The sequence below is a fragment of the Bradyrhizobium sp. 62 genome (genome assembly GCF_023073035.1).
GTDB lineage: Bacteria > Pseudomonadota > Alphaproteobacteria > Rhizobiales > Xanthobacteraceae > Bradyrhizobium.
In genome coordinates this window covers 1,590,135-1,603,389 of the sequence record NZ_JADPIT010000015.1, presented here as the reverse complement: position 1 = coordinate 1,603,389, position 13,255 = coordinate 1,590,135, and the positions used below count along the sequence as shown (strand labels likewise).

The 13,255-nt window shown below is 63.7% G+C and carries 13 protein-coding genes; 4 read left to right on the top strand and 9 right to left on the bottom strand.

The features are described 5' to 3' along the window. Window positions 1-86: 86 nt before the first annotated feature. The 3 genes from IVB47_RS18385 to IVB47_RS18375 form a co-directional block, all read right to left on the bottom strand. Window positions 87-1,214, bottom strand: a complete 1,128-nt coding sequence (locus IVB47_RS18385; RefSeq protein WP_247463016.1) for an alkene reductase — start codon at window positions 1,212-1,214, stop codon at window positions 87-89. A 156-nt stretch (window positions 1,215-1,370) separates the two neighbouring features. Continuing rightward, complete coding sequence (locus tag IVB47_RS18380; protein WP_247463014.1) at window positions 1,371-2,234, bottom strand: outer membrane beta-barrel protein; 864 nt, start codon at window positions 2,232-2,234, stop codon at window positions 1,371-1,373. A 204-nt stretch (window positions 2,235-2,438) separates the two neighbouring features. Beyond that, window positions 2,439-3,935: an aldehyde dehydrogenase family protein gene (locus tag IVB47_RS18375; protein ID WP_247357883.1), complete on the bottom strand. Its 1,497-nt coding sequence runs from the start codon at window positions 3,933-3,935 to the stop codon at window positions 2,439-2,441. A 195-nt stretch (window positions 3,936-4,130) separates the two neighbouring features. On the opposite strand from IVB47_RS18375, the gene IVB47_RS18370 reads away from it, so the two are divergent. After that, window positions 4,131-4,976 (top strand): SDR family NAD(P)-dependent oxidoreductase, encoded by an 846-nt coding sequence (locus IVB47_RS18370; RefSeq protein WP_247284684.1) that lies wholly within the window; start codon window positions 4,131-4,133, stop codon window positions 4,974-4,976. A 132-nt stretch (window positions 4,977-5,108) separates the two neighbouring features. On the opposite strand, the gene IVB47_RS18365 is transcribed toward IVB47_RS18370, so the two are convergent. The 6 genes from IVB47_RS18365 to IVB47_RS18340 all read right to left on the bottom strand — a co-directional run bounded on the left by IVB47_RS18365 (window position 5,109) and on the right by IVB47_RS18340 (window position 9,247). Beyond that, window positions 5,109-5,315: a hypothetical protein gene (locus IVB47_RS18365; RefSeq protein ID WP_007615092.1), complete on the bottom strand. Its 207-nt coding sequence runs from the start codon at window positions 5,313-5,315 to the stop codon at window positions 5,109-5,111. 71 nt (window positions 5,316-5,386) lie between these two features. After that, a complete protein-coding gene (locus IVB47_RS18360) occupies window positions 5,387-5,800 on the bottom strand; it encodes a Rieske (2Fe-2S) protein (protein ID WP_027565497.1) in 414 nt (137 codons plus the stop codon). 15 nt (window positions 5,801-5,815) lie between these two features. Beyond that, window positions 5,816-6,928: an amidohydrolase family protein gene (locus IVB47_RS18355; RefSeq protein ID WP_247463011.1), complete on the bottom strand. Its 1,113-nt coding sequence runs from the start codon at window positions 6,926-6,928 to the stop codon at window positions 5,816-5,818. Window positions 6,929-6,942: 14 nt separating this feature from the next. Further along, window positions 6,943-8,007 carry an amidohydrolase family protein gene (locus IVB47_RS18350; protein WP_247463009.1) on the bottom strand — a complete coding sequence of 355 codons (1,065 nt, stop codon included), beginning with the start codon at window positions 8,005-8,007 and terminating at the stop codon, window positions 6,943-6,945. Window positions 8,008-8,235: 228 nt separating this feature from the next. Beyond that, the gene (locus tag IVB47_RS18345) at window positions 8,236-8,511 is read right to left on the bottom strand and encodes a YiaA/YiaB family inner membrane protein (RefSeq protein WP_247463007.1); all 276 of its coding nucleotides are present in this window, start codon (window positions 8,509-8,511) and stop codon (window positions 8,236-8,238) included. Between the two features lie 40 nt (window positions 8,512-8,551). Then, the gene (locus tag IVB47_RS18340) at window positions 8,552-9,247 is read right to left on the bottom strand and encodes a PspA/IM30 family protein (RefSeq protein ID WP_247463005.1); all 696 of its coding nucleotides are present in this window, start codon (window positions 9,245-9,247) and stop codon (window positions 8,552-8,554) included. A 102-nt stretch (window positions 9,248-9,349) separates the two neighbouring features. On the opposite strand from IVB47_RS18340, the gene IVB47_RS18335 reads away from it, so the two are divergent. The 3 genes from IVB47_RS18335 to IVB47_RS18325 all read left to right on the top strand — a co-directional run bounded on the left by IVB47_RS18335 (window position 9,350) and on the right by IVB47_RS18325 (window position 13,242). Next, the gene (locus IVB47_RS18335) at window positions 9,350-9,958 is read left to right on the top strand and encodes a TetR/AcrR family transcriptional regulator (RefSeq protein WP_247463003.1); all 609 of its coding nucleotides are present in this window, start codon (window positions 9,350-9,352) and stop codon (window positions 9,956-9,958) included. 113 nt (window positions 9,959-10,071) lie between these two features. Next, window positions 10,072-11,526, top strand: coding sequence for a dihydropyrimidinase (gene hydA / locus IVB47_RS18330; RefSeq protein WP_247463001.1), 1,455 nt, complete (start codon window positions 10,072-10,074; stop codon window positions 11,524-11,526). Between the two features lie 96 nt (window positions 11,527-11,622). Beyond that, window positions 11,623-13,242, top strand: coding sequence for an ABC transporter substrate-binding protein (locus IVB47_RS18325; RefSeq protein ID WP_247462999.1), 1,620 nt, complete (start codon window positions 11,623-11,625; stop codon window positions 13,240-13,242). The last annotated feature ends 13 nt before the right edge of the window (window positions 13,243-13,255 follow it).

The following is a 13,255-nucleotide window of genomic DNA, read 5'->3' as shown; positions in this document are numbered from 1 at the left end:
CCCGGATGAGCGAAGCGACATCCGGGAAGACCAGAGCTTAGGTGAAGACCCCGGATATCGATTCGCTCATCCGGGCTACAGCAGTGTCAGACCGGCGTCAGCTCGTCATACACCGGATAGTCCGTATAGCCCTTCTCCTCGCCGCCGTAGAACGTCGCACGGTTATACGGCGTGAGAGGGTAGTCGTGCTGCAGGCGGCGCGGCAGATCGGGGTTGGAGATGAAGATGCGGCCGAAGGCGATGAGGTCGGCGTGTCCCTCTGCGATCGCGGCGTTCGCCGTCTCGCCCGTAAACCCGCCTGCCGTCATCAGCACGCCGCTGTAGAGCGGGCGGAATAGCAGCATTGCCGACGGCACGTTCTGCCAGTTGACTTCGGCACGCCCGGAGCCGCTGGAGCGCGGTTCGATGAAATGCAGATAGGCAAGACCGAGCTTGTCGAGCGCCTTGACCACGTGCGTGTAGAGCGGCATCGGATCGGGCTCGCCGGAATCATTGGCGATGCCGTGGGGCGACAGCCGCACGCCGACGCGGCCCGCGCCCCAGACGTCGATCGCCGCCTGGGTCACTTCGAGCAGAAGCCGCGCGCGGTTCTCGATCGAACCGCCATATTGATCGGTGCGCTGGTTGCTGCGTGATTGCAGGAATTGCTCGAGCAGATAGCCGTTGGCGCCGTGGATCTCGACGCCGTCGAAGCCCGCGGCCAGCGCGTTCTTCGCACCCTGCCTGAAGGCCTCGACGATGCCCATGACCTCGTTCGTCTCCAGCGCGCGCGGCGTCTCATAGTCGGAGATCTTGCCGTCGGCGGTCATTGCCTTCATGCCTTCGGCCTTGATCGCGATCGCCGACGCCGAGACCGGCAGCTCCCCGCCGTGGAAGGAAGAATGCGAGACGCGGCCCACGTGCCAGAGCTGGAGAAAGATGATGCCGCCCTTGGCGTGCACGGCGTCGACAACCTTGCGCCAGCCCGCGTTCTGCGTCTCCGAATAGATGCCGGGCGTCGCCGGATTACCGCGACCATGCGAGAGCACAGGCGAGGCCTCGGCAATGAGCAGGCCGCCTTGGGTGGCGCGCTGACCATAATATTCGGCATTGAGCGGCCGCGGCGAAAAGCTCTCGCGCTCGGCCCGCATGCGCGTCAACGGCGCCATCGCGACGCGGTGCGCGAGCTTGTACGGACCGACCTGCAACGGTTGAAACAACGTCTCGAATTTCATTCCGGCCCCAAAATGATTGGATGAGAGGACGGGGATCATAAAAGAAAGGTCCGCGGCTCGGAAGCTGCGCGGGGGAATGGCTGGCCAGCCAAAAGAGGCGGCGAATAAAAAAGCCCCGGGGCCAGGCCCGGGGCTTTCGTCTATTCAGATTGCAGGTCAGTATTTCGCAACGACCGCGCCTGGGCCGAACTTGTAGTTCAAGCCAACACGCGCGATGTGGCCCGTGAAATTCGCGGTAGAGTCAAAGCCACGCGCCGGGCCGGGCGTGAACGGGAACAGCGGATTGAAGATGGTGTATTTCTCGCTGCCGAGATCGTAGTAGAGATATTCGAGCTTGACGCTCCAGTTCGACGCAATGCGGTACTCGCCGCCGCCGCCGACCGTCCAGCCCACGCGCCAGCTTTCCACCGCGCCTGCGCTACAGATCACATTGAGGCAGGGCGTGCCGCTCCCACCCGTAGGATCCACGATCGACGTCGACGCCTTGACATGCCCATAGGCAAGACCGCCGGTCGCGTACAGCATCAAGTCGGGCACGACGGTGGCACCGATCCGGCCGCGCACGGTCCCCAGCCAGTCGACCTTCTGATCTTGCGTGGTCATGATCGTCGGGAAGACCGGCAAGGTTCGGGTCACCGTTGAGCTACCCTTGATGTCGGCCGCCGCAATATCGGCTTCGACGCCCCACACCAACGAGCCCGTCTGCACATTGTAGCCGGCCTGCAAGCCGCCCAGCACACCACGCGCGTCTGTTGCCAGCGAAGCCGGGACAAGGCCGCCCGCCAGTGCGACGTCGAGCACGCCCGCAGTGAAGACCGGATCATGGGGCGCGAGATTGTTCGCACCATCGCCCCACCCATACCCGACATTCACGCCGGCGTAGAAGCCCGACCAGTTGTAGGCAACGGGCAGTGGCGGCGCCTTGTACGCAGGCGCACGTGCGGTCATATCGGCCGCAAGAGCGGGCTGCGCCGAGGCGACGCCCAAAGCCACAAACACGATCGGAGCAAAGCGAAGCATTATCGAGATTCCAATTCCGAAGATTGACGTTGACCAGAACTAACCGGCCGACATTCGAAATGGGATAGCAAGCCTTGCAAAATCGCGGACAACGCGAGCTTTCAAAATCGCATGTAGCGTCCGGGCAACAACCTTTGGTCGCCGCAAGCGGACTCGCGTCGCCGCAGGCAAGACCGATCGCTGAAGTCCGGACGCGATGGCGCGTCAGGCCGTCTTGATCCAGACGGCCTTCACGTTGAGATATTCCTCGACGTGCTGCTTGCCGGATTCGCGGCCGTAGCCGCTCATCTTGTAGCCGCCGAAGGGCACAGCCGGGTCCATCGCCTGGTAGCAGTTCACCCACACCGAACCGGCACGGAGCCTCTTCGCGACCGCATGCGCCTTGCTGACGTCCCGCGTCCACAGGCCCGAGCCGAGACCGAACGTGGTGGCGTTGGCGCGCTTGACCAGCTCGTCCATGTCCTTGAACGCGATTGCCGAGATGACGGGACCAAAGATCTCCTCTTGCGCGATGCGCATATTGTCCTGGACGCCAGCGAACACCGTCGGCGACACGAAGAAGCCTTTTGCAAGCGCGCCTTCGGTAACGCGGCCACCGCCGGCGAGCGCCTTGGCGCCTTCCTTCTGTCCGATGTCGAGATAGCTGGTGACGCGCTCGAGCTGCTGCTCGGACACCAGCGGTCCGATCTGGGTGTTGGGATCGAGGCCGTTGCCGACCTGCAGCTTCTTGCCGAACTCGGCGACACGTCCGACGAATTCCTCGTAGATCGACTGCTCGACGAACAGCCGGGTGCCGGCGCTGCAGATTTGCCCCGAATTGGCAAACACCGCCATCGCGGCGCCCGGCACGGCCGCATCGAGATCGGCGTCCGCGAAGACGATGTCCGGTGACTTGCCGCCGAGCTCGAGCGAGACACGCTTGAGGTTGCCGGCCGAGGCACGGATGATCGACTGGCCCGTGACATGCGAGCCGGTGAAGGCAACCTTGTCGACGTCATGGTGCGAGGCAAGCGCCGCGCCCGCGGTCTCGCCATAGCCGGGCACGACGTTGATGACGCCGGGCGGCACGCCCGCTTCCATCGCGAGCTCGGCGATGCGCAACGAGGTCAGCGGCGCCTCCTCGGCGGGCTTGAGCACGACGGTGCAACCGGTCGCGATCGCCGGACCGATCTTCCAGATTGTTGCAGTCAGCGGACCATTCCAGGGAATGATGGCGCCGACGACGCCGATCGGCTCCTTCAGCGTGTAGGAAAAGATTTCGCCGGGCAGCGAGTTCTCGATGGTCTCGCCATGGATCGCGGTGGTCTGGCCGGCATAATAGCGCAGCATGCCGACGGCGCGCAGGCGATAGGCACGGGTACGGCTGAGCGGCGCGCCCATGTCGAGCGTGTCGAGCTGCGACAATTCGTCGAAATTCTTCTCGACGAGGTCGGCAAGCTTCAGGAGAAGGTTCTGCCGCTCGAACGGCTTGACCTTGCTCCAGGGACCTTCGAAGGCGCGGCGGGCGGCAGCGACCGCACGATCGATGTCTTCCTTGTCGCCCTCCGCCACTGTTGCAAGCAGTTCGCCGGTCGCGGGGTTGTGGGTCTCGAAGCGCTTGCCGGAGGCAGCATCGACCCACTTCCCGTCGATCAGCATCTGCTTGTAGGACCCGTTGGCGAACGGATGGCGCGTGATCGGAATAGCCTGCGACACAGCCATGGCTGAACTCCCTGTCGAATGATTGATTGGTTCGATCTGGGCGGGATCGTTAAGTCGATAGAATACTGCGATGCCGGACAGGCGTAAAGGAGAGGCGTAAAGTCGGCGCGGAACGAAGACCTCCCATGCCGACCTGTGCAGGGTCGCGCGAGTGCCATGTTATGGCACGACCGAGCCCCTCCCCGGAGACAATCCATGCCCCACCCCGCCATCGTCAAAGACAATGTTGCCGTGATCACCGGCGGTGCGTCCGGCATCGGATTCGCCGCCGCCGCAGCCTTCGCGCGCGACGGCATGAAGGTGTGTATCGCCGATGTGGATCAGGCGGGACTGGCGGATGCCGCGACAAGACTCTCATCCCTGACGTCCGCCACACACGTGATGACCTTCGCGATTGACGTCAGCAAGGCCGAGAGCGTGATGGAACTGGAGCGCGCCGTGCGCGAGCGCTTCGGCGGCACCGACATCCTCATGAACAACGCGGGCATCCAGCCCGGCAGTACGCTGTTCGGCGAACCCGACAACTGGCAACGCATCATCGGCGTCAACATGTGGGGCATCATCAACGGCTCGCGCATCTTCGCGCCCAACATGGTCGCGCGCGGCAGGGCGGGGCTCATCATCAACACCGGCTCGAAGCAGGGCATCACCACCCCGCCCGGCGATCCCGCCTACAACGTCTCCAAGGCCGGCGTGAAAGCTTTTACGGAGGCGCTCCAGCACGAGCTGCGCAACACTGCGGGCTGCCGCATCACCGCGCATCTGCTGATTCCCGGTTTCGTCTTTACGGGCCTTACCGCGAAGGGCCGGACGGAGAAGCCGGCCGGCGCATGGACGGCCGAGCAGACCGTGAATTTCATGCTGATGCGGCTGGAGGCCGGCGATTTCTACATCCTGTGCCCGGACAACGATGTCCCGCGCGCGCTCGACGAAAAGCGCATGCTGTGGGCCGCCGGCGATATCGTGGAGAATCGCCCGCCGCTGTCACGCTGGCATCCGGACCATGCGGATGCGTTCGCGAAGTTCGTGAAGGGGGATTAGGCTGTTTGATCCTCATGGTGAGGAGCGCGGAATGCGCGCGTCTCGAACCATGCAGGCCCGGTTGGGCCTCGATCCTTCGAGACGCCCGCTTCCAGCGGGCTCCTCAGGATGAGGGTTTACACGGGGGACACTCTACAGCGTCTCTTGCTGATGCCCGCAATTCTTGCAGGCGAACTTGATGCGGGTCTGGCCCTTTGGCGCCTGCACGCGGTTCGGGGCGCCGCATTTACCGCAGACGGCCTCGATGCGGGTATCGCCCTGCTTGACGACGACGGTTTTCTTTTCCATCGATTCGCGGATTAGGCGCTCGGCCTCCTCACGCAGGGATTGTTTGGACAAAGCTCGTCTCCGCCATAAATGCGGGCGAGGCTTATCCCACCTGCGGCGAAATCACAATCCGAAACGGCTGCTCAGACCTCGACAATCACGTAGCTGTCCTCGACATGCACCGGAAACGTCTCGGCGACATACGGACCTTTCTGGAGTTCCTCGCCCCGCTCCACCGCGACCGGATATGACCTAATCTTGACGCGCTTCGGGTCGAACCAGGATTGGCCGTTGCGCATGTCGAACTCCCAGCCATGCCAGGGACAGCGCAGCATCTCGCCGACGCGCGAGCGCTGATAGATGCCGGGCTCGGGCGAGGTCAGTCGCGCGACACAGGCCGCTTTCTCCAGCGGCGCGCCTTCGTGCGGGCAGCGGTTCAGCAAAGCGAAGAACTCGCCATTGACGTGGAACACGACAATGTCGCGGCCGGCGACATCGACGACCTTGTTGCCACCGGGTGGGATCTCCGAGGTGGACGCGACGATGTGACGGGCCATACCGTGCAGACCTCCTCAGAACTTGTAGACCGCGCGGGCATTGGTGCTGAAGATCTTCTTTCGCTCGGCTTCCGTCAGCGGCGTCTTGAAGGCGAAGCGCGGATCGTCGAAATCCCAGTGGGGATAGTCCGACGAGAACAAGAGACGATCGATGCCGACCCACTCCATCAGCGAGCGCAGGTGCCGGGCTTCGTCAGGTTCGTCGATCGGTTGCGTCGTGAACCAGAAATGCTCGCGGACATATTCTGACGGCTTGCGCTTGAGATGCGGCACCTCGCTGCGGAAGCGCTCGAAATGCTGGTCCATCCGCCACACCGCGGACGGGATCCAACCGAAGCCGCCCTCGATGAAGACGAACTTCAATTTTGGAAAGCGCTCCGGCACGCCCTCGATCACGAGGCTGGCAAGCTGCGCCGCAATCGTATGCGCGTTGGACTGGTGCTCCTCGACATAATAGGACGGCCAGCCGCCACCGGTCGGCGCATGCCCGCCATAGCCGCCGACATGGATGCCGAGCGGCAAGCCCAGCGCCTGCGCACGTTCGTAGATGGGCCAATAGCGGCGGCGGCCGAGCGGCTCGTTGGCGCGCGGCGAGACGTTGATCTGGACGTACTCGCCGATTTTCGCGCAGCGTTCGATCTCGGCAATGGCGAGATCAACGCCGTCCTGGCCGACCAGGATCGAAGCTTTCAGACGCGGGTCGCGATGCGACCAGAACGCCAGTTGCCAGTCGTTGATGGCGCGCTGGATCGCGGCGCCGAATTCGAGGTTCTGCTGCGAGAAGATGAAGAGATCGAGCACCTGCAAAATCCCGAACTCGACGTCGAGCGGATCGAGATGCTGCTTCTGCATGAAGGCGAGATCCGAGCCGGGCGGTCCGCTGGTCGGCGGCCAGGCATCGCGGCGCGCGATCAGCGGCGAGGAGCGCGGATAGGGCGTGGTGAACAGATAGGGCGTGCGCAAATGGCTGCCATATTCCTTCAGATGCTGCTGCCAGCGTTTGGGCAAGAACTCGTTGAGGTCGTCGGGCGAATGCAGGCTCGGATGGACGTCGCAATCGACGATGCGCAGCCGCGAAGCGGCGGGCTTCTCGTCTTCCCGCAGCGGGCGGTCGATGACCTCCTCCATGCGAACCTCCAAAGTCAGTTGGCGAGCGACAGCCGCGGAAACGTCTCCAGCGGGTTGTCGACGCACATCTTCGAGATAATGCTATTCGGCAGGTTCGGCGGGATCGGATCGTCGCCGTCGAACTGCCAGTGCGGATAGTCGGACGCGAACAGGAACATCTTTTCCGAGCCGATCTGGTCGATGATCTCCTCGACGCTTCTGGCGTCGCCCGGCGCATCAAACGGCTGCATGGTGACGCGGAAATTCTCGCGAATGATCTCAGCCGGCTCGCGCTCGACCCAGGGCACCTCGACGCGCACTCCGCGCCAGGTCTTGTTGGCGCGCCACATGAAGGCCGGCAGCCAGCTTACGCCGGATTCCATCAGCACGACCTTGAGGTTCGGAAACTTGCCGAACACGCCCTCATAGATCAGGCTCAAGATCTGCGCCTGAAACGCCTGCGCCTCGACGAAGTAATATTCGTAGCGGTGCGACGGCCAGCCAGCCGAACTCGGCGCCTGCCGATATTGCGTGCCGGCGTGGATCGCGAGCGGCAGCTTGTACTTTTCCGCGAGCCGATAGACCGGCCAGAAATGCCGCCGTCCCAGCAGCGTCTCGCCCTGCGCCAGCACGAGGATCGAGACGAAGCGGTGATCGCCGGCGCGGCGCTCGATCTCCTCGACCGCCAGATCCGGGTCCTGCATCGGCACCACGATCGAGGCACGCAAGCGCGGATCGCGCGACAGCCACTCAGTCGCGATCCAATCGTTGATCGCCTTGCAGAAGTCGGCCGCCATGTAGGGATCGAACACGGCCTGCGCGCCATAGAGCACGTTGAGGATCGCGTGACTGGCACCCAACTGCTCGAATGCGCCCTTCTGCACCATCGCAAGATCGGAACCGGGCTTGGCGCCGTTCACCGGGCGCCAGTCGGCGCGGCCCGCCAGCGGCATGCTCGGTGGATAGGAGGTGAGATCGAGTCCATCGATGGCGCGGCTCACCACCTGCTCTTTCCAGTGATCGCTGAGATAGGGCAGTAGCGTCGTGCGCGTGCCACCAACCGCCGGGTGGATGTCGCAGTCGATCCGCGTCGCTGCCATGAGGTTCCTCGCCGAGATCTTGTAAGCACATCTTATTGGCGGCGTTCTTGTGCGCCGCCTGTGAAGACTGCCCCTGCCCGTGCGGTTGCGCAAGAGCGCACGCCCGCGCGATCGTCATGGCTCTGTTGCATTTCGCAGGCGCGATATGAGGTGTGGCGAAATGCGTTCCGGCGCGCAAAGCAGCGGAGCGACTTGCTCCGCTGCTTCCTTGCGCAATGACCATGCCTATCAAGCCGCCTTGGAGACTTCCATCAGCAGACGTTCCGCCTTGGCATCCTCGATGCGGTTCACCATCCGGCTACTTTCATGGTTGTCGCGGACCGTCTTGGTCAGGGTGATGCAAGTCTGGATCAGCATGACGATGCCCATGGTGAGATAACCCTTCATCCAGAGGTCGATCGGGAGGAAGAAGATGCCGATCGCGATGAGGAAGGCGGAGGCTGCGAAGGACACGTAAGTGAAAGTCACCCAGGCGCCGCTGTGGAGCTGGCCGTTCTGGTTCATGATGGTCTCCTGTTGGTTCGAATGATGATGGGGATTGGGATCAGACAGTCGGCGTGCGCTTGGACTTCAAGCGCGCCAGCACGTCGTCCGCGGTCGTCTTCAGCCGGGGGCCAAAACCCTGCTCGGCGAGTTTTTCGGCGGTGGCGAGCGGACCGGTGGCCGCATCGAGCTCGACCAGCGCGTCGTCGGCGGCCTGGGCTTCCATCTGCCGCTCACGAAGACGCCTCAAAGTGCTCTCCGCCTCCGGCAGCGTGGATTCATAGGGACGTGCCGCCTCGATGCCGCTGCGGCGAAGCGAGCGCACCGCTTCCGAGGCACGGGCCACGCGGCGGCCGCGATCGAGCTCGGTGATGCGGGCTTGCGCGCTTGCGACGTGCCGTTTCAGCCGGGCGATCTCGGTTGCGAACAAGGCGCGTGCCGTCAGCGCCGCATCGCGATCGGCCTCAAGGCCTGCGATGGCTTCGGCGGCATCGTTGGCGAGATCCTCGCGGCCGCCATCGAGCGCCGCAACCGCGCGGGTCTCGAGATCGGCGATGCGGGCGACGGTCGCCTCGAGCTTGCGACCTTCCTGCTGGTCCTGTGCGATCGCCAGCGCCAGCGTCCGTTTGCCGCGCTCGACGGCGGCGGCCGCGTCGCGCATCTGTTGATCGAGGATCAGAAGGGCCGTCCGGTCCTCCAGCTCCTCGCCGGCGGCGGCCACGCTGCCGCGGAAAAGTGTCACTACGGTCTTGAACATCTGAAGCTCCCTGTTATGAGCGTTGCTCACAGACGGTTTGTAGCAAGAAACTTGAACATCGTTCAATAAATATTTGAACGACGCTCAGAAATTTGATCGCGGATGACTAAGGCATTGGAACGTCGAAAGAAACTTCGATCCGACCTGGTCCTGGCGGCGGAACGAATGATCGCCGACAGGGGATTGGCGGGCCTGAAAACCCGCGATCTCGCCCGCGAGATCGGCTGCGCCAACGGCGCGGTCTACAATCTCGTCGCCGATGTGGATGAGCTGATCCTGCGCGTGGGCTCGCGCACCTTGCTTCGGCTCGACCAGACCCTGAGCGTGGCGGAAGGTGCGGGCGAGCCGTCGCCACAGGAGATTCTGGTCCGCATCGCCCTCGCCTATTGCGATTTCGCCGCGGAGAATCTCGAACTGTGGCGCGCGCTGTTCGAGCACCGCATGGACCCCGACAAGCCCCTCCCCGACTGGTCCATCGACGACCAGATGCGGCTGTTCCGCCACGTCTACCAGCCGCTGGCCGCGCTGTTTCCACAACGCAGTCGGGAGGAGCTCGGCATCACCGCGCGCAGCCTGTTCTCGGCGGTGCATGGCATGGTGGCGCTGGGCCTGGAGCAGAAGCTGGTCGCGGTACCGCTGCCGGCGCTCCGGAAGGAAATCGCGGGCCTGGTGCGCGCGATGATTGACGGACTGATCGCGCGGGCGGCGTAGAGGCCGGGACAGCACAGCTCAACTGTCGGCCACGCCTGACTAAAATTTCACCTGTCGCGGCGCATGCAGCGCGCCTAGCTTCGCGAGGTTCACGCCTCTCTCCGGAGCCTCCCATGCCCCTCCTCATCCGCGGCGGCACCGTCGTCAATCATGATCATTCGCGCCGCGCGGACGTGCTGATCGACGGCGAGACCGTCGTCGCGGTCGGGCAATCGCTCGATGCGCCGACGGGGTGCGAGATCATCGATGCGGGCGGCGCTTACGTCATCCCGGGCGGCATCGATCCGCACACCCATCTCGAAATGCCGTTCATGGGCACGGTCACCGCGGACGATTTCGAATCGGGAACCAAGGCGGCGCTGGCCGGTGGCACCACCATGGTGGTGGATTTCTGTCTGCCCGATCAAGGCCAGTCGATGCTCGCGGCCTATCAGGAGTGGCGGCACAAATCCGAGAAGGCGGCCTCCGACTACGGCTTCCACATGGCGGTAACGTCGTGGTCGAAGCAGATCCATGACGAGATGGAGACCGTGGTCAAAACCTACGGCATCAACACCTTCAAGCACTTCATGGCCTACAAGGGCGCGCTGATGGTGAACGACGACGAGCTCTACAACTCGTTCGCTCGCTGCGCCCATCTCGGCGCCATGCCGGTCGTGCATGCGGAGAACGGCGACGTCGTCGCCCTGATGCAGGAGGCGCTGATCGCGCGCGGTGTCACCGGGCCCGAGGGACACGCTTATTCACGACCGCCGGAGGTCGAGGGCGAAGCCACCAACCGCGCCATCATGATTGCCGACATGACGGGGACGCCGGTCTACATCGTGCACACGAGCTGCCGCGAAGCGCATGAGGCGATCGCGCGCGCACGTGCGGCGGGCAAGCGCGTCTACGGCGAGCCGCTGATCCAGCACTTGCTGCTCGACGCGGGTGAATATCAAAACAAGGATTGGGATCATTCCGCGCAGCGCGTGATGTCGCCGCCGTTCCGCGACAGGTCGCATCAGGAGAGTCTTTGGGCCGGCCTGCAAGCCGGCTCGCTGCAGGTGGTCGCGACCGACCACTGCGCCTTCACCACCGAGCAGAAGCGGTTCGGGCTCGCCGATTTCAGGAAGATCCCGAACGGCACCGGCGGCCTCGAAGATCGCCTCGCGCTGCTGTGGACCGCGGGCGTCACCACGGGGCGGCTGACGAAGGAAGAATTCGTCGCAGTGACCTCTGCGAACATCGCCCGCATCCTCAACATCTATCCGCGCAAGGGCGCGGTCGCCGTCGGCTCGGACGCGGATATCGTGGTTTGGGATCCCAAGGCGAGCAGGACCATCAGCGCGAAGCGGCAGATGAGCCGGATCGATTACAACGTGTTCGAGGGCTTTGCCTGCACCGGCGGACCGGCGGCGACACTGTCGCGCGGCCGCATCGTCTGGAAAGATGGCGATCTGCGCGCCGAGGCCGGCGACGGCCATTATGTCGAGCGCCCGGCGTTCTCGCCCGTGCATGTCGCCAATTCCACCTGGAAAGAGCTGACCGCCCCGCGCGCCGTGAGCCGCGGCGCGGTGACGCCGTAGAATTGAAGGTCCGCGCAGCATGCGACGCCGTGAAGCGCGGCCGATGGCATGCGCCTTGCCTCTTTATGGTGCAAATCTCTCTGGAGTGAGCCACCCATGAGCGCATCATCTTTCGACCTAAACCGCCGCAGCGTGCTCGGCGGTCTCGGCCTTGCCGGAATGACCGCCCTCGCTCCGCGCTTTGCCTCGGCGCAGGGGCGCAGCGAGACGCTGCTGGTGGTGCAGGAGCTCGGGCCGAACTCGCTCGACATGCAGGGCGTCGGCTCCAACCAGACCGTGAACGGGCTGTCCTGGAATTGCTACGACCGCCTGCTGAGCTACGCCTCCAGGAACTTCCCCGACGGTACGCTGTCTTATGACCGCGAAAAGCTCGCGCCTGAACTCGCCGAGAGCTGGGAGGTTGCAGCCGACGGCATGTCCTGCACTTTCAAGCTACGGAAGGACGCCAAATTCCACGACGGTACGCCGGTCACGGCGAAAGACGTCAAATGGTCGTTCGACCGCGCGGTGAAGGTCGGCGGCTTTCCGACCTTCCAGATGTCGGCGGGATCGCTGGAAAAGTCCGAGCAGTTCATCGTGGTCGACGACCACACCTTCCGCATCGACTATGTGCGCAAGGACAAGATGCTGCTGTTCAACGTCGCGGTGGTCGTGCCCTTCATCATCAACTCGGAGCTCGCGAAAAAGAACGCGACGTCGGAAGACCCGTGGGCACTGGCGTGGCTCAGGAACAACGAGGCCGGCGGCGGCGCTTACAGGATCGAAAGCTGGAAGCCGGGCAGTGAGACCGTGCTGGCGCGCTTCGACGATTGGAAGAGCGGACCTCTCCCGAAGCTCAAGCGTGTGATCGCGCGCGACGTCCCCTCCGCCGGCACCCGCCGCGCCATGCTGGAGCGGGGTGATGCGGATATCTCCAGCGGCTTTGCGCCGCGTGACTTCGAGCAGATCATCAAGGAAGGCAAGGTCAAGGTCTCCGGCGTGCCGATCCCGAACGCGCTCTGGTCGGTCGCGCTCAACACCGCAAAGCCGCCGTTCGACAATGTGAAGCTGCGCCAAGCGGTCGCCTGGGCGATGCCTTATGAGCAGATCCAGAGCAGCGCGTTCTTCGGACGTGCCGTTCCCATGTATGGCGGAGCAGCAGACGTCTCAAAGCCGGTCTGGCCGCAGGCGTTTCCCTACGTCACCGATCTCGACAAGGCCAAGGCGTTGATGAAGGAGGCGGGATTCGAAACCGGCTTGGAGACGACGTTGTCGCTCGACACCGGCACCGCCACGGTCGGCGAGCCGACCGCGATCCTGATCCAGGAAAGCCTCGCCAAGATCGGAATCAAGGCGGCGATCGAAAAGATTCCCGGCGCGAACTGGCGCACCACGCTGAACAAGAAGGAACTGCCGCTCGCGCTGAATCGTTTCAGCGGCTGGCTCGATTATCCCGAATATTACTTCTACTGGAATTTCCACGGCAACAACTCGATCTTCAACATCTCCTCCTACCAGAACAAGGAAATGGACGCGCTGATCGACAAGGCGCGGTTCACCACGGATGCCGCCGAGTACGACAAGGCCGTGAAGGATTTCATCGCGCTCTGCATGCGCGATGTTCCCGTCGTCCCGCTCAACCAGCCGATCCACGATGTCGCCATGCAGAAGGGCATCACCGGCTACGAATTCTGGTTTCATCGCGAGCCTGACTACAGGCAGTTCGTAAAGGGCTAGTTTTGGCGGGCGA